The organism is Pseudomonas sp. RT4P38 (assembly GCF_054897765.1).
Genome location: NZ_CM142703.1, coordinates 239,127 through 258,013, shown reverse-complemented (window position 1 = coordinate 258,013; position 18,887 = coordinate 239,127). Strand labels below are relative to the sequence as shown.

Below are 18,887 nucleotides of genomic sequence, written 5' to 3'. Positions count from 1 at the left end.
TAATAGCACGAACGAGTTACTTTGCGGCATTCGCAGGCTTGTTGTCCTTTACCTCGAAACGCAACACACCGATGACCTGGCCATCTTCGGTCAGCACCCGAACCTGCCACTTACCCGCAGGGTTGCCGGGGAAATTCTGCTTGTGGGTCCAGGCGCGGTAGCCTTCCTTGCGCCCGCCATGGATGTCCAGGGGGATGCGGTCGACCTCTTTGCCGTTGAACTGCCACACATGATAGATCCGCTCCTCCAGACCACGCGGGGCGTTGATCGCGGTGTAAGCGTACAGGCCGCTACCACGGATCTGGTCGGCGGTGACCTCATCGAGGCTGTCGCCGGGGATACGGCCCTGCATTTGCGTACTGATCGCCACATCAGTCAGCCACAGCGTCGCCGGCGGAACCCATGAACGCAGCACCCAGCCAACGCCGCCGATGCCCACGGTGATGCTCAGAATCGCCAGCGCGTTGCGCACAGTACGAATCGGGAAGATCGACGCCAGGCTCGGGAACGACAACACGACGGCGGTGCCCAGGGCCAGTTTGAAACTCTGGGAGGTGGTCAGGTGCAGGATGACGGGCAGGGCGGTCAGCAGTGCAGCGAACAACGTCAGCGTGTGCAGCGCCAGGAACGCCCAGCGCCGAGGCGCCAGCCATTTGTAGTAGAGCGGATCGATGATGGAAATCAGCGCGGCGATAGCCAGCAACCCGGTGAAAAACAACTGGCCGCTGTTCCAGGTGGTGGTGATGAAAAAGAACGGCAGGACGAAGAACAAGCTTTCCTGGTGGATCATCTGCGTGGCGTAACGCAGCAGAGACTGGGGTATTTCGCGCTTGAAGATCCTGGCGAACAGCTTGGTGAGGCTGTTTTCCAGCATCAGCCAGATCCAGCTGACCAGCATGATGGTGGTGATCCAGGTCGCCAGACCTTGCTGACGATCCACCAGAATGAAGCTGCCGACCCCGGAAATGAAACCACCGAGCGCAATGACTCCCGGATAGCGCTTCATCAATTCCAGGATGCGCTGTACGAATAGGGTCAGAGTCGGCATTCGGCGGTTCGCAATAGTCGTGGGAAAAATCCTCGACAGGGTAACCGCCGAAGGTCGGCGTGGCGAGGGGCTGCGATCCGATCACAAAACCCTTGTATCAGCTGCGTTGTGGCGAGGGGATTTATCCCCGTTCGGCTGCGCAGCAGTCGTTAAACCTGCATCGCGGTCTGCCAGGCATAACCAACGTAACGATTCACGACTGCTTCGCAGCCGAACGGGGATAAATCCCCTCGCCACAAAAGCCCCCTCGCCACAAGGGACGGTTACCGTCTGCGGTGGACGCGCCAAGCCAACAGGCCGAGTACAAACAACCCGAACACCCCGGCAATCGCCCACATAAACTGATCATCACTGATCAACGGCTTTTCGATCCGCAGGTAGCCCGGCTGCATCAGCAATTCACGCATGGCCTTGTTCGCTTCCGCCAGCGTCACCCCTTGCAGTTCCTTGGCCGGGTTGGCGAAACGGCCGTCCTCGTAATCCCCAAGGGCACTCCAGTAGTAATCGGCCAATGCGCTATTGCCTTGCACGGCCCAGGCCTGGCGGGCGATGGCGGCCTGTTTGAGGCGGTTGAAGGTGTCGGCATTGAGACCGTCCCTGAGCAACCCGGCCTTCAGATCATCCAGCACCTGTTCGGCCTCGGACACGTCATCGCGCTCAACGTCGGCGTTCAGGCTCATGAAACCCACGCCACCAAACACCTCGCGCTCCGCCGAAGGTCCGTAGGACAAGCCATGGGCCAGGCGCATTTGGCGGTAAAGCGCCCAGTCCAGATAGTCCTTGAGCAAGTCGAAGGTTTCGTCATGCTGATCTTCCAGCACCGGCTCCGGCACCAGCCAATGCAACTTGGCACTGCCGCCGACAAAACCGTGACTCAGGGTGCGCTCGTGGGCGGCACTGGCCTGGATGGCCGGCAGGGGCGGGTGATCGGTAGGGTCGACCGCTTCAAGCGCACCATAAGACCGTTCCAGATAGGCCGGCAGTAACCGATTGAGGTCACCGACCACGATCAGGGTCATGTTGTTCGGCGCGTACCAGGCCTTGCGTACCTTTTCCAGCTGTTCGCGGGTCAAGTAATCGACCTCAGCCCGCTCGGGGCATTTGAGGCCCAGTTCCACCGCCAGCTGATTACTCGCCGTGTGGCCAAGATCCTGGCGATCCAGCCAGCGCTGCAGGTGCGAGTAATGGCCGCCGTCTTCGCGCTCGACCACTTGTTTGGCAGCGTTAATAGCGTTGTCGTCGATTCGGGTTTGAGTCAGCAGTGCCAGCAGCAGGTCGAGGACCTTGCGCTGGTTTTTCGCCGGGGCTTCGATGACGAACGTCGTGTCGGCGTTGCTGGTGTAGGCGTTCCACTCGCCGCCCAGCGCCTGCATGCGCTCTTCCAGCCCGCCTTCGCCCGTGGCGTCGATGCCGCTGAACAGCAAGTGCTCAAGCAGGTGCGGCAGCTCTTTGTCGGCACAACTGAAATCATCGATGCCGACGCCAACCACCAGACGAATTGCCACATGCCCGCGCTCCGTGCCGGGTTTTAGCAGCAATTGCAGGCCGTTGGGCAGCGTGTAGCCCTCGACCTGGAAGCGATCCAGGGCAAACAAAGGGAGTGAGCCAAGCAACAGACAGGCGAATAACAGACAACGCATAACGAGTTTCCATACGGCTAGCGTAAGTTCAACAGACTTCAGGCAACTGTGGACGTTCAGGGTGAATGCGTGATGTCAGCCAAATCATCGGCAATGAGTGCGCCGGTGTCGGAGGTTTCCAGCACCACATAGGCGCTGCTGCAGAACAGCGAATTCAGACGCTTCATGTCGGCAATCAACTCCAGGTGCAACGAGCTGGTCTCGATGCTCTGCACGATCTTACGTTGCAATCGGCTGACGTGAGCATGGGCCAGGCGGCGTTCCTGTGCGCGAAAGCGACGTTTCTCACGCAGTAACTGGCGAGCACTTTCCTTATCGGCACTGAGGAACACTGACAATCCTAGGCGCAGGTTGGATATCAACTGACTGTGCAGCCCCGCCAACTCTTCCAGGCCGACCTCGGAAAAAGACCGGCGCTGCGAGGTTTTCTGCTGCTGAACCTTGCGCAGCATGCGTTCGATGAGGTCGCTGGCGAGTTTAAGGTTGATCGCCAACTCGATGATTTCCGCCCAGCGCCGGCTGTCCTGCTCGCTGAGGTCCTCGCGGGGCATTTGCGCCAGATACAGCTTGATCGCACCGCAGAGCGATTCCACATCATCGGTCAGGCGCCGTATTTCCTGGGTCACGGCGGTTTGGTTGCCGCGAAGCACGTCGAGCATGGCTTCGAGCATGTTGTCGATCAGGTCGCCGATGCGCAGGGTTTCCCGGGCGGCATTGGCCAGCGCCAGGCTGGGCGTGACCAACGCCGTCGGATCAAGATGCCGCGGTTTGGCGGTGCCGTTGATTTCCGGCCGCTCCGGCAGCAACCACGCGCAAAGCCTGGCCATCAGCCCGACACTTGGCAGCAAGATCAGGCAGCGCGCGGTGTTGTAGAGCAGGTGAAAGCCAATGACCATTTCCTGAGGGCTGAAGTCCAGACTGTCAATCCAGCTCACCAACGGGTCGAGCACCGGAATGATCAGCAGCAGGCCAATCAGTTTATAGAGCAGGCTGCCCAAAGCCACTTGGCGGCCGGCGGCGTTCTGCATGCTGGTGCTGAGGAAAGCAAGGATGCCGCTGCCGATGTTGGCGCCGATCACCAGGCCGATGGCAACTGGCAAGCTGATCACCGCGGCACCGGCCAGGGTCGCCGTCAGCAGGACGGCGGCCAGGCTGGAGTAGGAAACCATCGCAAACAGCGCGCCGACCAGGGCATCCAGCAGAATGTCGCCGGTCAGCGAGGCGAAAATTACTTTCACACCTTGTGCCTGCGTAATCGGCGCGGCGGATTCGACGATCAGTTGCAGGGCCAGGATGATCAGCCCCAGGCCGATGCCGACCCGGCCCATCTGTCCGACCCGGGTCTGTTTGCGCGACAGGAAGAAAATCACCCCAAGAAAGATCAGCAGCGGCGACAGCCATGACAGGTCGAGGGTCAACACTCGCGCCATCAGCGCGGTACCGACATCGGCCCCGAGCATGGTCGCCAGGGCCGGGGTCAGCGCCATCAGGCCCTGACCGACAAAGGAAGTGACGAGCATGGCGGTGGCGTTGCTGCTCTGGACCATCGCTGTCACGACGATCCCCGAGATGAATGCCAGCCAGCGCTTGGACATGTTCCGGCCGATCACGTGACGCAAGTTGGAGCCGTAGACCCGCAGGATGCCGGTTCGGACGATGTGCGTGCCCCAAATCAACAAGGCCACGGCAGATAACAAATTGAGCAGGGTGAGCATGCAGGCCCCCTGTGGTGGTAGCGCCCCAAAGGGGTAAGTTGACGGTGCCGCGCGTTCTTCTACGTTCTGTACTTAAGCTGTAGTTGGCTAACGGTCTGCGCGCCAGCATCGCACAGCTAAAGAAGCGATTGAAACAAAACTGTCATGAAAAACGGGTTTATGCAGAGGTGAAAAAGAGTCCGGAGGACGCTACCGCTCAGCTGAAAAGGTGCATGAAACATAACCCCTGTGGCGAGGGAGCTTGCTCCCGCTGGGCTGCGCAGCAGTCCTAAAATCGGGGGAGATTTCAATCGCTGAAGTGATCCCTGCTCAGCCCGATGTCGATCAGATACTTGGCTGTTTCGGCGTCTCGTTCATCACAGCGGGCGTAGCATTTGATGTGCAGTAACAGACTGTATTTGTCGGGAGTCAGAAGAATTACTCCGTCAGCCTGATCAAATAGCTTGGCTTGTAACTGTCGTTTCTCTTCTTCACTCAAGGCTTTTATCCAGTCGTTTCCTTCAACCGGCTCAGGTGTCCAACCCGTCTTTTTGAACATGGATTGCAGCTCGCCCAACAGTTTTGCTGTCTGGGCGAAAGGTAGCGTCTCCACCATCGGAGACGTAGTGATGCCATCCACTTTCCCCTTGCTGTAACCCACAGCCCCGTAGATGGTTTTGGGCAAGGTAAAGCCATGTTCAGGATCATCAACCGTAATGACGACCGGACTGCTTATCCAAGTGGAGTCACCTCGGGAGGTTCGCTTGGGTAAACGGCGGTTTGTCGTTTGACTGGGAATGTGGAGTCTTTAACGAGTGTTGCGTACGGCTTACCGATATGAAGGGCCAACCTATCAATCGGGAAGTGAAAAGAGGTTAGGCAAATGAAAAGCATAAAAAACGTTGCTTTGTGCAGATAATCGCCATGCCTCGGGAAGTGGCTTCTCATTTCTCGGTGCGATCCCGCCCAACGCTGATATCGATCAGGTACTTTGCTGTCGTCGAATCACGCTCATCGCAGCGTGCATAGCACTTAATCAAAAGCAGCAGGTTGTACTTTCCAGGCACATACAAATCGATGCCCACGGCCTGATCGAAGAGCTTGACCTGTAATTGATCACGCTCTGCAACAGACTCGATTCTGAACCAATCGTTATTCTCTTCAGGCGCAAGCTTCCATCCTTGGGATTTGAGGGTGTTTTGTACCTCCACCAATCGAACCAGTGCATCTCCAAATGGCATCGTTTCCAACATGGGCGACGTAGTCAGTGTCGTGACTTTCTGGCCCCCATAGGTAACTGCACCAAATACCGTCGGGGGGAGTGTGAATCCGTAAGCGGGATCATCAAACTCAACGACGGTCGGGCTGCTGATCCACGTGGAGCCAGGCCGCGGAGGGTCTTCTGCGTCGGTAGGGTCACCGGGATAAATCGCCGTGTTGCCCTCGACAGGGAATGTCGAATCTTGGACGACCTTCTCGTAGGGCTTTCCGACATGGACGGATAACGTCTTGGTGCCCGAGCGGGAATACACCAGGCTACCCGCCACCAGAAGAATGAAAAAAATCAAAATCAACCAGCGTTGCATTGGTCTGGTCACTGGCGCACTCCATTTCCATTTGCGATATCTGTGATGGAGCTTTGTAGCTGACTTTTAGTTGTTGGATTCTTTAGCAGGCTGTTGAATTGTGCTGCGGCACGAAGCACGAACTCCATCCTTTGGTTTTTATCCGCAAGATTTGCTAGCGGATTGTTGCTGAAAGAGACGCTTCGGTTGTCTGGTGCTTTGCACTGACTGGCCAAGGTGAGTTGTATTCCCTCTGGAACGCCGGAAAGCAGCCCCGTCACGACAGAAACAATATCTGAAGCATGTGTGCCACGGATGAGCGAGGCGAAGTGCACGTCCTCGTACATCGCGGGTTGCAGGATATTAATCTGCTCATGAGCGGCCATAGAGTTGACGCTGTCGGCAATTTTTCCCGCATCGATTGCCTCAAACGTATCAAAGATCTCTTTATGAGCCACGCCGAACGCAACGCTGTCTCCTATAGGCCACATGACATCCTTGGCTATTTCCCCGCGACTTCGCAGACATTTCTCCATTTCCTTGTAGCCACGTACCATAAAAAAACGGTGCAGAGGATAAACATCCAAAAATAGAGAGGTGTTCCCCAATGCCAACATCTCGTACACATAGTCGAGTTGTTGTTGAACTAACGAACGGGAATTGTCGCCGAGAGTGATATCCGTAGTAGGAACCGGATTCTGTGACCTGGCTCTGTCTACTTCCTCTTGAACTTTAGGATCGGTTCGGCTGAATTTGAAACCAAATCCCTCGAACAAGGTTTCCGACGGTCTTGGTCTGGCCTTTGACGATGCGGCCTTCGGCGGTTTCGATTTCGTAGTCTTGCTGGGCAATCGGTTCGCCGTTACCGACGCTGATGGCTTTGAATTCGACCAAGGGCTGACCAATGATCGGCAAGGGCGGAATGAATGGCGCGGGGGTGTGAGCGCTGCCGATGATGACGTTGCTGGAGCCGCCAATCACTAGGCCGCCATGACTGGTGGTGCTATCGAGGGTCATGGCGTTCAGGCCGTTGATGAACACCGTTGAAGAGAATCCGCCGCTCAGGGCCTGACCGCAGGTGCATTTGTCACTGACTCTCGCCGCGGCGAGGCCATTGAAAAAGACATCGGGTGAGCCGCTGGCGATCGGGTTGGTGCCATGCCCGGGAAGTGGGCAGGTGGTGGGGTCCGTGAGACGTGCAGCCGGTTTTCCAGACATATGCATTCCTTGTCATTGTCGTTTGTTGCGAGCCGGGGACGCTAACCAGCTAAACCCTTTGCGTCAACCTTCGGCACAAATGCCTATGGGTCGAGCAAAAAAATGTGGGAGCGAGCTTGCTTGCGATGTGGCCGTCACATTCAACATTGGTGTTGACTGACAGGCCGCTATCGCGAGCAAGCTCGCTCCCACAGGTTTTGCGCACTCACTGACTGATTTTAGTCAGTGCACAGCATTCGGGTTACTGACCCGGAACGTCCTTGCGCAGTTTCACTGGGTCTTGCTGCTTCTTCTTTTTCATCATCGCGGAACGCATCTTGATGTTGATCGCTTCCACCGCCAGCGAGAACGCCATGGCGAAGTACACGTAGCCTTTTGGCAAGTGCACTTCGAAGGACTCGGCAATCAACACGGTACCGACCAGCAACAGGAACGACAGGGCCAGCATTTTCAGCGACGGGTGCTTGTCGATGAACTCGCTGATGGTGCCAGCCGCCAGCATCATCACCAGTACGGCGACGATGATCGCAGCGACCATGACCGGCACATGGGAAACCATACCCACGGCGGTGATCACCGAGTCCAGGGAGAACACGATGTCGATAATCGCAATCTGGATGATGGTGTACAGGAAGCTGCCACCCTTGGCGGTCGGTTCCTCGTGGGTCTCATCCTCGCCTTCCAGTGCGTGGTACATCTCTTGCGAGCTCTTCCACAGCAGGAACAGACCACCGAAGAACAGGATCAGGTCACGCCCGGAAATACCCTGGCCGAACATTTCGAACAGGTCGGCGGTGAGGCGCATGACCCAGGTGATCGACAGCAACAACAGGATCCGCGTGACCATGGCCAGCGCCAGGCCGAAAATCCGGGTGCGCCGTTGCATGTGCTTGGGCATGCGGCTGACCAGGATCGAAATCATGATGATGTTATCGATACCCAGGACGATTTCCAGGGCGGTCAGGGTAAAGAAGGCAACCCAGATTTCAGGGTTGGTCAGCCATTCCATGTGTATTCCTTTGAGCGATTGTTAAACCACGAAGGGCCCGGGCTTCAAACAGCAAAGCCTGGACCCGTCATGGTGAGTCTTGGGCTTATAGAGTGCTGAACAGCGGAAAAATCCCCATCAGCAACGCGGCAACCAGTATGCACATGCACACCAGCACTGCCCATTTCAGGGTGAAGCGCTGATGGTCACCGAAGTCGATACCGGCCAGGGCCACCAACAAGTAGGTCGATGGTACCAGCGGGCTCAACAAGTGGACGGGCTGACCGACGATCGAGGCACGTGCCATTTCAACCGCGGTTATACCGTAATGACTGGCGGCTTCCGCAAGTACCGGTAACACGCCGTAATAAAATGCATCGTTCGACATGAAGAACGTGAACGGCATGCTTACCAGCGCAGTGATCACGGCCAGATACGGGCCGAGAAAATCCGGGATGACCGCCAGCAGGCTTTTCGACATCGCGTCGACCATACCGGTGCCCGTCAGGATACCGGTGAAGATGCCCGCGGCAAAGATCAGCCCGACCACCGCCAGCACGCTACCGGCGTGGGCCGCGACGCGGTCCTTCTGTTGTTGCAGGCATGGGTAGTTGACGATCATCGCGATGCTGAACGCCACCATGAACAACACGGGCAGCGGTAACAGGCCGGCAATCAGGGTGCACATCAGGCCCAGGGTCAGGGCGCCGTTGAACCAGATCAACTTCGGACGACGGGCATCCGGGAATTGCGAAACGCTGATTTCACTGTGGTCGATTTCATCGCCCACCAGGTGCAGCTCACCCAGACGCGCACGCTCACGCTTGCCGTAGAAGTAGGCGATCACGAGAATTGCCAGCACCCCGGCAGCCATCGCCGGAATCATGGGTACGAAGATGTCGGATGGGTCCACATGCAGCGCACTGGCCGCACGGGCGGTCGGGCCGCCCCATGGGGTCATGTTCATCACGCCACCGGCGAGGATGATCAGACCCGCCATGATCCGCGGGCTCATGCCGATGCGGCTGTAGAGCGGCAGCATGGCGGCCACGCAGATCATGTAAGTGGTCGCGCCGTCACCATCGAGGGAGACGACGAGCGCCAGTACGGCGGTGCCGACCGAAACTTTCAACGGGTCGCCCTTGACCAGTTTGAGGATCTTGCGCACGGCGGGGTCGAACAGGCCGGAATCGATCATCAAGGCGAAGTACAGAATGGCGAACATCAGCATCACACCGGTGGGTGCGAGCTTGGTGATGCCTTCGAGCATCATCGGGCCGATCTTCGGCGCAAAACCACCGAACAGCGCGAACAGGATCGGGATGATGATCAGAGCGATCAGCGCGGACAGGCGCTTGGTCATGATCAGGAACATGAACGTGATGACCATGGCAAAGCCAAGGAAAGTCAGCATGGGAATACTCCAGGCATAGCGCGGCTAGGGAATGGGCGAACCGGGTGGTCAGCGCAGAACGGGAAGCACGAGACGTATGGGCGGAGTGACAGCGAAGTGGCGGGTAGCAAAGGACATCAGGATCACCATTGTTGTTAAATGGGCTGTGCGAGCGATAAAACACTGGCATTGGCCGACCGGTCTGTTGCCGGTAGTGGGGGCGATCCTAATCGGGGAAGCTTTCACCCAGCTTTCGCGGATGAAAGCATTGACCAGATGTGCAACCGGTCGTCGGACGGGTTTAAAGTCCCTGAATACGGGGCAGGAGGAAAAAACATGGCCGACATTCATACCGGCGGCTGCCACTGCGGACATCTGCGCTATCAATTCAGCGGGCCTTTGCACGACATCGCCCACTGTCATTGTTCGATTTGCCGACGGGTCAGCGGCGGGATCGTGACCACCTGGATCACCGTGCCCGCGTCAGCCTTTGAATGGGTGAAAGGGACGCCGGCGCAGTACGACTCTTCAACAACCTGCGTGCGGTATTTCTGCGGCAACTGTGGGGCGCAGCTGGCGCTGGTCACGCACCTGAGCCCGGACACTATCGACGTGACCATCGCCACCCTCGATCATCCCGAGCAGGCACCCGCCCAAAGGCATATCTGGACTGACGACCGACTGCCCTGGCTGCATCTGGACGAACATTTGCCCGGCGAAGCCGAGGAACAGTTGTAAACTGATCAAAAAATAGACAGATCCAGTGGCCGAATGGCGCCCATCCAGATGGCATGCTCGGTGTGGTCGAGCAGATCGTCGCCGGTGTCCGGGTGCAGGAACACCACCAAACCCTTGCGGTTGAGCGCAAGCCAGGGCAGCACATCGCCGATGTATTGCGGCTCGAAAGCCAACTGGCAGCTCCAGTCAGGGTGCGGGCCCACCAGGCGTTCATGGACGCGGCCCATCTTCACTGGAAACAATTGCGCCGCCTGCTCACACAAGGCTCGCGCCTGAGGAAGGGTGCTGGCGTCGAAGTAGACATGGGCGTGGTAGCCCTTGATCCGCTGCATTTGAAACCCTCTGAACCGAGTCGAACCGGCGTTGTTTCCCACAGGTCACACGCCATATACGTAGGAAGAACGGAGCACAGCCATGAAAAATGCCGAAACCCCGGTGGTGAAAGTGGTGCTTTATGGTGCCATGAGTAGCCTGGGCAGTGCGCTGATGGCAGAAATGTTGCGGCGCCAACATGAAGTGATCGCGATTCTCGATGATCTGACGGCGCTCGCGCCGCGCCCGGGATTGCGGACCAAAACTGGCGATTTGTTCGACGCCAAGCGGGTCAAGCAGAGTGTCGCCGGTTGTTCGGCGGTGATCTGTCTGCTGGATGCACCAGGGTTGCCGATGAACAGCGAGCACGTGGAAAAATCCATCGTCCCCGGCCCGGTCGAGCAAGTGCTGGCGGTGGATGCTCTGATCGATGGCATGCAGGCCTCGGGGATTGTCCGGTTGTTTCTGGTGGGCGATTTCGAGGCATTGGACGATCCGGAAATAGAAGATCGACTGCAACGCCACGCCGCCGAAGAAATTCGAGAAGCCCTGCAAAGCAGCTCCTTGCACTGGACGCTGGTGAATGCGCCGCGCGGGGTGCCAGGGCTGACCATCGAGCATTTCAGCCATATCAGCAGCAACCTGGAGCCGAGCCTCACCGAACCGCTTGAGCGGTTAAACCGGGTGGCGGTGGGGATTGCCGATGAGTTGCGGTTGAACCTGCATGTCGGCGAACACGTGACCTTTGTCGCGACCGAGGCCATACAGCGATAGAGGAAAGAGCCGGGACACAGCATCAGGTAACGCGCTCACCTCCAGCCCTCAATGAACAATCGATGCCTGTTCCTCCGTACTTGTAACAGGGGCTGTCCATAATCTTGGGACAGCCGAGTAATGCAGAATGACCATCAGCAACCCCGCCCCCGCGCATATCCACCACAAAATAAAGCCACCATAGGCGCCGTACAACCATGTTCCCAAACCAGGACCATACAGCGAGTGCCCTAACCAGGCGGCGCTGAATATCCCCAAATATTTTCCTCTTTGACGCCCTTGGGATCGGTTCATAACCGACAGTGTCCAGACAGGCGTCAGCAGTAACTCGGCAGCAGTGAGTACCAACATCGTCAACACAGCCCAGATGATATGGCTGCCCATGTTCAAAATAAGAAAAGCTCCGCTGAGTAGCAGACCTCCCAAGCGCGAGGCGATGACCACTCCGTGTCGTTCGATCATTCGACTCACGGGTAATTGCAACACCACTACAAGCAGTGCATTCATGGAAAACAAGTAGGCAATCCACGGGGCGCCGGCATCAGTGTGCTCACGCAGGAAGATCCCGAACGTGCCGTACATCTGATCGAATATGCCTAAAGCCAGCAATTGGCCAAGTATGAAGACAAGGAAAAAACCGTCTCTCCAAGGGGAGCTCCCTCCATCCCCGCCAGCGTCCTTGTGCACTAACTCAACACCCGCCGGCCGCCATAAACCAGTGGTTTGTTTCAAGGCATAGCCGAGCAAGAAAAAGCTACCGAACAAATTCAGCAACCCTTGAGTTAGAAACACGTAGCCGTAACCAAAACCGACCAATGCTCCGGCCAGAACGCCCGCCAGGGCAACTCCCAGATTGAACACCACCCGATGCACCCCCTGCACACGCACTTGTATCTCTTGCGGGCTGCCCTCCATCACCAGACGCAAATTGGCGGGACGAAACGCACCGTCAAAAACACCTACCAGAGGCACCACGATCAGCAATAGTTCAAGGGGTGGAGCCAACGCCAGAGAGGCAGCAAAAATGCCGCTCAACAGTAAGGAAATTCCGGTGGCCCATTGCGAATCCAGGCGCTCCGACAATACACCCCCGACATAAGCTCCGAGAATGCATCCGCCGCCATAGGCCGCCATGAGCCAAGCAATAGTAGAAAATTCGTACCCATACACTTCAAGGAAGTACAACGGCATAAACAGTTTGACGATACCGCCGGCGCTATTCAGCAAGGTCGCCAACAGTTGGAGTTGTACCGCTCGAGGCAGGGTTCGAATCATGTGATTTATCAGTTAATTAGAGGACGAAATAGCGATATGTACGGTGTCGTCATGCCTGCTTTTGGACAAACGCACTTTTGCTGCTTTGGCCAATGATTCGGCCAAAATCATAGCTTGCTCCGCTGAGTCCTGAGAGACGATGATCGAGCCTATGACTCCTTGGTTAGAGGCTGCCGGTTCGTACCATTTGTTGATTTCACCCAACACCTGAACACTCTCGACACTAGGGTGCCCCCTCATTTCCTGCTCGTTTTCAAGCCCCAGAAAAAAACCGGCCTCGGGCATCGTCACGCGATGGATCGCAACACCTCTGTTAATGGAAGGTTTCCATTCAATGGATTTGCCCTGAGCCAGTTCGACAATCGCATGAGCCGGGTTTTCACCCGTCGCGAGCTCAATCATATGGCTCCCCATCTGATCACCGACCAGGCGCGGATTTATTTCCAGAATTTTGACCTGCCCATCAATGATTTTGCAGTCGACGTTAACAGCGCCTACTACAAAGCCCAACTGCTTCAGCAGCGGGGCAATATGCCGAAACAACAACACCGTTTCTTCGTCAGAGGATGGGAAACTGGCACCTATTTTTATAAAGTTAGTTCCATCCCCCTTGGTGATTGTCTTCCTGAATGCACCCATCAAAATAAATTCTTCATAGAGCGGTTTCAGTAGATCAAGGCAAAACTCCTCCCCACCGACCAGAGCTTCCAGCAATGTGCCACGTTCAAAATCCTGCCCGGAAACATCACACCCCCAGCCCTGGCGGGCCTGCAAATAGCGCTCAAGTTCAGCAGGGTCATTGATTTTCTTCACATACAAACTGTCATTGCCGTTAACCGGCTTGGCAATAAAAGGAAATCCAACCTCTTCAGCAAATGCCAGCGCTTCTTCCAGATGACTCGCCAAGCTATACGCAGGGTTGAGTGACGGCGCGATACGATTGATGGCTTCGCGCATCTGAAATTTGTTTCTGAATCGCTGCACGACCGACGGCTTATTTGTCGGCAACCCATAGTGCGTGGCCAGTTGCGCAGCTTGGACAACGAAAAAATCGCTGGTTGTAGTAACAGCACGTATTTTCGATCGGTCCATTAGTGATTCAATAGCGTCGACCATTAACTCGACGTCGGATGTATCGACTTTCACCACGAGCTGACAATGTTGAGAGATGGCTCGAGGATAGGCTTTCGGTTCGCGGCATAGCAAAATAACGTCAAACCCTTGCTGGTGTGCGTAACGGCATGCGACTTCACCCGCGCCAGATTGACTTGCTTCGACAAATATTAAACTTCCTGTCATCACAACCTCCCTGCTATTTGGCAGCTGAGAATGTATTGAGAATGGCATCCCAATAGCGTTTTGATACAAGCTCACGCAATAGAACACCCAAGGCAAACAATCGGGCAACGTCAGCGCCTTTTTCCTTTATTTCTGAAAGAATTATGTTATCCAGCCAGCCTTCTGCGTGTTTGACGTCAAGTTCTGAATGGTCGTAATGATACGCCAGCACATGCTCGGACAACCCCAAACGGGCCCCACCTTTGGCAATGCTGGAGAACCGTTTCGGCGTCAACGCTTCCAAAAAACCAAGATAACCGGCGCAGTAATGGTAAAGACTCCGGAAATGCGCGAGGTATAACATATAGTTGCCGCACGCCACTGCCTGCCAGGCAATATCACTCTGACGAACCGTATTAATTTCCAAAGCAGAAACCAAGCGACCAAACATTGTCAAATGAAACTTTTCAGGATCACTGCTTCCCAACTCGTCCTGGAAGTTATCAAAAAACTCCAGTTTTGGACTGCCTCGAACACCGATTTGTGCAAGCGCGATAACATCGTCAAATGAAACATGCACTGCGGCTTCCGTCTCGATAAAGTTACGGTACTCTGCCAGTGACGCATCATGCTCAATGTATTCAAACAAAGGGTGAGGTGAGTGTTTATAATTTGCACACTTTTTATTAAACCACTCTTTGAACTCTTCCTCCGTCGAGGGAAGCTTTTCGTTTCTCAGCGACGCCAGATCACTCTGTAGCTGTGCTTGCATGATGCGTTGCTGAACTTTAAACATCAACGGTGACATTTCCAGCCCGTCATCTAGCAAAAGATAGCGACGGCGAAGTAATTCGTTCGCCAAAAAATGGACCGCCGCCAGACTTTTCGTGGAGTGTTCGACGAACGCCAAATTCAACTCACTTTCCAGCAAGGCCAACAGGGCTTGCTCATCACTCTCGATAGCTGCCTCATCACCGGCAACGTGCCGTGCCAAGCGTTTTTGTAAGTTATCCAGCAATTTATTTTTATAAACTCCGGTGACACCGGCAACCCGCTTGGCCGTGAACTCCACACTTTCAAAAACTGACATTTCCCTGTCTCCAGATGAGGCTCAAATAGCTTCGTTATCAAAATCACTCAAGAAATCGCTTAAGGTAAGGACTACTGTATTCACCAGTTTTTGCATGTGCTTAGTACTTTCCTCTCCGAGGGAGAAGCGCAGAAACGGAGGCATGTTGTCAGCCATCGCCGCTGCGGCAGACACGCGAGTAATGGAAAATCCAAAACTCACTCCCTTGGTCATAGGAATATGATTTTCACGACAACGCTGCAGTAACAAACCAATAAAGCCATCCAGACAAGCACGATTATTAAGACCGGGGGCCTTCATCGAAATAGCAACGACACCACCACCGTGCTGCCAGCCAAGTTCGCGCCAGCCCCAGGGATAGGCAAGATCAATTCGGGCCATCAGATAGTCGTTATCATGCAGGCCTTGAGTAAACATCTGGGCGTTTCGGCTCAACAGTCGCATTCTGCTCAGGTACATCTGGCGGTCATATTCAGGGAATTTGGTGACCGCTGACTGGTACATTACGCCCCCCGTATTTCTGCGATGAGTTGCCAAACTGGCAATGTGGGCCTTGGTGCTCACCACTACGCCCGCCATCTGCATGTCTAAACCGAACTGTAGGTACTTACTGCCACTCTCGTAGTAGAGAACGGTTGGATGGTTTCGCGCAGAAAACACCTCGAAGACATCGATACCACCAGACACCATCGTGCCGTCTATCACCAGCCATTTATGCCGCCAGTCATGTATCACCATTTTGCTGGCTAAGGTTTTCAGGTCCAGGATGTTCATGACGCCAAGATTGGCTAGCGGGTCGAGGAATATAACGCTGGCATCCGAGCTATTGATCAACGCAACTAGTGCATCCAGTTCCCATGAGTCGGATCGGATCAGTTCAATGTGCTGCAGACGTTCCAGTTGCTCCAGTGCTTCGAAGTAGATATAGGGAGACGTGACAACCTTGGTGCCCGGCTGAAAAACACTTCCCAACAGGAAGCTTTCAATCACCGTATAGGCGGCCTGACCGGAAGACACTAACAACAAGTCGTTCTTCGTGTTACTGAATCCCAGACTCTGTAATAGATTGATTTCCACCTCCCGCAGCAGCATTGAACCATACCGATCATAATTGACCGCCGAATCACTGTTTTCCTGTGGATCGAAAAACATTACACAATCGCTTTGATCGTTGCTGGCGCTGCACCACGCCAGACTGTTACGCAAAAAGGCGTACTCCTGGATAATCAAACGATAACGATGGCTGGCCGAGGAGTGAGACAACCCTTGTCCATTGATATCATTCAAGCGGGCCAGCGTCGTGCGGGTACGGTTCAGCACATAGTTAATACTGTCTTGCTCAAGTGAAAGTCCCTCCAGCGTCGCAAACTCTTGATGCCGCTGAACGTCAGTCAGCAGCTTCTCGAACTTGAGCGCCAACTGATCGAGCATGTCGAACCAGAAATGCTTGCTCTCGGTGACGATAACGTCCTGCGGATACTCTCGCGTCATCTCAAGACTGGTCGGTATGTTTCGCTGCGTCTCGGCGATCAACTTGGCCGACTGGTGGCCAAGCAATGTGGCAGACGCACTATCCTTTTCATGGGTCGCAATACACTTCATCAATACCGAAGTCGATATATTCCCTCCACTGATGATAACCAGCGTGTTGCCTTTAATAACCTTTCCTTGAGGATCGGCAAGCAATGGCGCTAATGAGATGGCGCCGGCGCCCTCGGACAAGACACCTTCATTGTGCAACAACGCCACGATGGCCCGTTCGACATCGTGCTCCGCCACGGCGATATTCGAAGTAATCAAAGGCAGGATAAAGTCGCGCAAAGCCACATCATCGTCTGTGTGCTGCACCGCCAAGCCATCAGCAATTGTCGGATAGACTCCTTTTTTCAACGCGTCTAACGAACCTTCTTCCAGATCCCTGTTGAATATTTTTGGATGGACAGTCAATACACGTGTATGGGGGCTGCGTGCCTTGAACACCGCGCCGACACCTGCCAACAGGCCGCCGCCGCCAAGTGGAACAATTATGTTATCGAACTCAATTACGGCCTCTTCCAGTATCTCGGTTGCCAAGCTGCCCTGTCCCTTTATGACGTCAGCATGCGAAAACGGAGATATAAAAGCGCCTGCTTGCTGAGCTGCCTGCTTCCTGGCGATCTCGCAAGCCTCGAAAAGGTCTTTTCCCGCAGCCTCGACATGCGCACCGCTATCAACCAGCCTTCGCAGTTTCAGCTCTGATGCGTTAGCAGGCACAAAGACAGTACAGGTTCGCTTCAGGTGCTGCGCCACATAGGAAACTGCCAACCCGTGATTGCCGGCAGAAGCGGTGAACAGAGGAGTATCTGGAGATAGTTTTCGAATTGCATTGTAAGCACCCCGAATCTTGAACGAGTTGGTGAGCTGATTACACTCAAGTTTCGCCCAGACAGAGCGTGTCGCAGTGCTAAGCCAAGGGAGTCTTATCAACGGAGTGTGTAAAGCGAGCTCTCTTATGAAGAGAGCATCCTGCTCTACCTCATTGGCAAACTTTTGATATTGATCACTTGAACGCGTACGCGTCAGATCGTTCATAGCTTACATTCCTTGTAATTAGACGCAAAGTCGCGCCCACTAACTATCGCCTAAAAAACAATCGCATACAAAAAACTCATTCACAATAATTTTATTCTTTACTCATTTAGAAAGTTCTGTAGGTCGATTCCTAACACCCCGTCATTACGGGGCTGTACAGCGCTTCACGCTAATTAATATTTCGGAAAATAATTAATATATTAGGAACGCTCATGTAGCTATCAGTTAAGAACCTGTGGAAATTTGTAACTTCTAAACGAAACCGGGACTACACCGCAATCGACGGCAGCGGTAAGCCATTCAACGATTGCGCACTGCTGGCCTGCTCAGCCATCAGCCAGTCCACAAACTGTTGAATCAGCGCACCACGCCGTTTTCGCTGGGGCAGGACCACGTAATAGCCGAGCCTGGAGATAACCGTTTGCGCAATCGGTCGGCACAACAATCCCTGCGCCAGCAAGTTATCCACAAGGTGTCGCCAGCCAATCGCCACCCCTTGGCCGCCAATCGCCGCTTGAATCAGCAACGTGTAATTGTCGAAGCGCAATTGCCCCGGCGCGGGTGCCGAAGCAATCCCCAACTCACGAAACACGCCGCTCCAGTCGAACCAGTTGCTGCTGTTCTCACCTCGAAGGTGCAGTAACGGGAATTCCAGTAGTGATTTGACTGGCAAGGGCAGGGCGCGGTCCTTCAGCAACAGCGGGCTGCACACTGGAAACACTTCTTCGCTGAATAAGCAGTGGCTTTCGCCCTGCTTGAATCGACCATCGCCAAACAACACCGCCACATCGATATCGGTGCGCAGCATGTTGAGGCTGCGTTCGCTGGTGACCAGGCTGACATCCACCTGGGGATTGGCGGCATGGAAGCGGTGCAGGCGCGGCATCAGCCAATACGCGGCGAAGGCGAAATCGGTGGCGACCTGCAACACTTCATGTTGGTGCTGTGCACTGATCGCGCTTAATCCTGCGTCGATGTTCTGCAATCCGAGCTGAACCTGCTCAAACAGGATCGTCCCGGCCTCAGTCAGTTCGATCCCGCGATAAATCCGGTCGAACAACCGCGTTCCGAGTTGTTCTTCCAACCGTTTGATCTGCTGGCTGATGGCCGGTTGCGTGGTGCCAAGCTCCACCGCAGCAGCGGTGAAGCTGCGCTGACGGGCCGCCGCTTCAAAGGCGCGAAGCAAATCCAGAGACAAATCACCAAGGGCGTCATACATAAGCTGTGCTTATCCTAGTCATTGCCGCGCATGGGCTTTACCACAAATTGCATGGGCTACATGCTCGATCGCAGCACTCTCGCA

At 55.1% G+C, this 18,887-nt stretch carries 17 protein-coding genes; 2 read left to right on the top strand and 15 right to left on the bottom strand.

Going from position 1 to position 18,887, the window contains the following annotated elements; genetic code table 11:
* Nucleotides 1-16: 16 nt before the first annotated feature.
* The 9 genes from ACYZT7_RS01155 to ACYZT7_RS01115 all read right to left on the bottom strand — a co-directional run bounded on the left by ACYZT7_RS01155 (nucleotide 17) and on the right by ACYZT7_RS01115 (nucleotide 9,567).
* Nucleotides 17-1,048 carry a DUF5924 family protein gene (locus ACYZT7_RS01155; protein ID WP_462039625.1) on the bottom strand — a complete coding sequence of 344 codons (1,032 nt, stop codon included), beginning with the start codon at nucleotides 1,046-1,048 and terminating at the stop codon, nucleotides 17-19.
* 263 nt (nucleotides 1,049-1,311) lie between these two features.
* Complete coding sequence (locus ACYZT7_RS01150; protein ID WP_462039624.1) at nucleotides 1,312-2,688, bottom strand: M16 family metallopeptidase; 1,377 nt, start codon at nucleotides 2,686-2,688, stop codon at nucleotides 1,312-1,314.
* Between the two features lie 56 nt (nucleotides 2,689-2,744).
* Nucleotides 2,745-4,403, bottom strand: a complete 1,659-nt coding sequence (locus ACYZT7_RS01145) for a Na/Pi cotransporter family protein (protein WP_462039623.1) — start codon at nucleotides 4,401-4,403, stop codon at nucleotides 2,745-2,747.
* 286 nt (nucleotides 4,404-4,689) lie between these two features.
* Entirely contained in the window at nucleotides 4,690-5,067 is a 378-nt protein-coding gene (locus ACYZT7_RS01140; protein WP_462039622.1) for a hypothetical protein, read from the bottom strand.
* A 259-nt stretch (nucleotides 5,068-5,326) separates the two neighbouring features.
* Nucleotides 5,327-5,968 (bottom strand): hypothetical protein, encoded by a 642-nt coding sequence (locus ACYZT7_RS01135; protein ID WP_462039621.1) that lies wholly within the window; start codon nucleotides 5,966-5,968, stop codon nucleotides 5,327-5,329.
* Nucleotides 5,969-5,976: 8 nt separating this feature from the next.
* Nucleotides 5,977-6,723 (bottom strand): DUF2515 family protein, encoded by a 747-nt coding sequence (locus tag ACYZT7_RS01130; protein WP_462039620.1) that lies wholly within the window; start codon nucleotides 6,721-6,723, stop codon nucleotides 5,977-5,979.
* Nucleotides 6,680-7,165 carry a PAAR domain-containing protein gene (locus tag ACYZT7_RS01125; RefSeq protein WP_462039619.1) on the bottom strand — a complete coding sequence of 162 codons (486 nt, stop codon included), beginning with the start codon at nucleotides 7,163-7,165 and terminating at the stop codon, nucleotides 6,680-6,682. Before ACYZT7_RS01125 ends, ACYZT7_RS01130 begins: the two co-directional genes overlap by 44 nt.
* A gap of 241 nt (nucleotides 7,166-7,406) precedes the next feature.
* Nucleotides 7,407-8,174 (bottom strand): TerC family protein, encoded by a 768-nt coding sequence (locus tag ACYZT7_RS01120; protein WP_462039618.1) that lies wholly within the window; start codon nucleotides 8,172-8,174, stop codon nucleotides 7,407-7,409.
* Between the two features lie 85 nt (nucleotides 8,175-8,259).
* Nucleotides 8,260-9,567 carry a CitMHS family transporter gene (locus tag ACYZT7_RS01115; protein WP_282379672.1) on the bottom strand — a complete coding sequence of 436 codons (1,308 nt, stop codon included), beginning with the start codon at nucleotides 9,565-9,567 and terminating at the stop codon, nucleotides 8,260-8,262.
* Between the two features lie 315 nt (nucleotides 9,568-9,882).
* Between ACYZT7_RS01115 and ACYZT7_RS01110 the strand changes: the two genes are divergently transcribed.
* Nucleotides 9,883-10,284: a GFA family protein gene (locus ACYZT7_RS01110; RefSeq protein ID WP_462039617.1), complete on the top strand. Its 402-nt coding sequence runs from the start codon at nucleotides 9,883-9,885 to the stop codon at nucleotides 10,282-10,284.
* Between the two features lie 5 nt (nucleotides 10,285-10,289).
* Here the strand turns inward: ACYZT7_RS01110 and ACYZT7_RS01105 are convergent, their stop codons facing one another.
* Nucleotides 10,290-10,616, bottom strand: a complete 327-nt coding sequence (locus ACYZT7_RS01105) for a DOPA 4,5-dioxygenase family protein (RefSeq protein WP_462039616.1) — start codon at nucleotides 10,614-10,616, stop codon at nucleotides 10,290-10,292.
* Between the two features lie 82 nt (nucleotides 10,617-10,698).
* Here ACYZT7_RS01105 and ACYZT7_RS01100 point away from each other — a divergent pair, with 82 nt between their 5' ends.
* A complete protein-coding gene (locus tag ACYZT7_RS01100; protein WP_462039615.1) occupies nucleotides 10,699-11,370 on the top strand; it encodes an NAD(P)-dependent oxidoreductase in 672 nt (223 codons plus the stop codon).
* Between the two features lie 48 nt (nucleotides 11,371-11,418).
* On the opposite strand, the gene ACYZT7_RS01095 is transcribed toward ACYZT7_RS01100, so the two are convergent.
* From ACYZT7_RS01095 to ACYZT7_RS01075, 5 genes are all read right to left on the bottom strand, one after another.
* Nucleotides 11,419-12,645: an MFS transporter gene (locus ACYZT7_RS01095; RefSeq protein WP_462039614.1), complete on the bottom strand. Its 1,227-nt coding sequence runs from the start codon at nucleotides 12,643-12,645 to the stop codon at nucleotides 11,419-11,421.
* Between the two features lie 12 nt (nucleotides 12,646-12,657).
* Nucleotides 12,658-13,944, bottom strand: coding sequence for an ATP-grasp domain-containing protein (locus ACYZT7_RS01090; protein WP_462039613.1), 1,287 nt, complete (start codon nucleotides 13,942-13,944; stop codon nucleotides 12,658-12,660).
* Nucleotides 13,945-13,957: 13 nt separating this feature from the next.
* Nucleotides 13,958-15,013, bottom strand: a complete 1,056-nt coding sequence (locus tag ACYZT7_RS01085) for an iron-containing redox enzyme family protein (protein WP_462039612.1) — start codon at nucleotides 15,011-15,013, stop codon at nucleotides 13,958-13,960.
* 21 nt (nucleotides 15,014-15,034) lie between these two features.
* Nucleotides 15,035-17,584, bottom strand: a complete 2,550-nt coding sequence (locus tag ACYZT7_RS01080) for a pyridoxal-phosphate dependent enzyme (RefSeq protein WP_462039611.1) — start codon at nucleotides 17,582-17,584, stop codon at nucleotides 15,035-15,037.
* 268 nt (nucleotides 17,585-17,852) lie between these two features.
* Nucleotides 17,853-18,803, bottom strand: a complete 951-nt coding sequence (locus ACYZT7_RS01075) for a choline sulfate utilization transcriptional regulator (protein ID WP_462039610.1) — start codon at nucleotides 18,801-18,803, stop codon at nucleotides 17,853-17,855.
* Nucleotides 18,804-18,887: the final 84 nt, after the last annotated feature.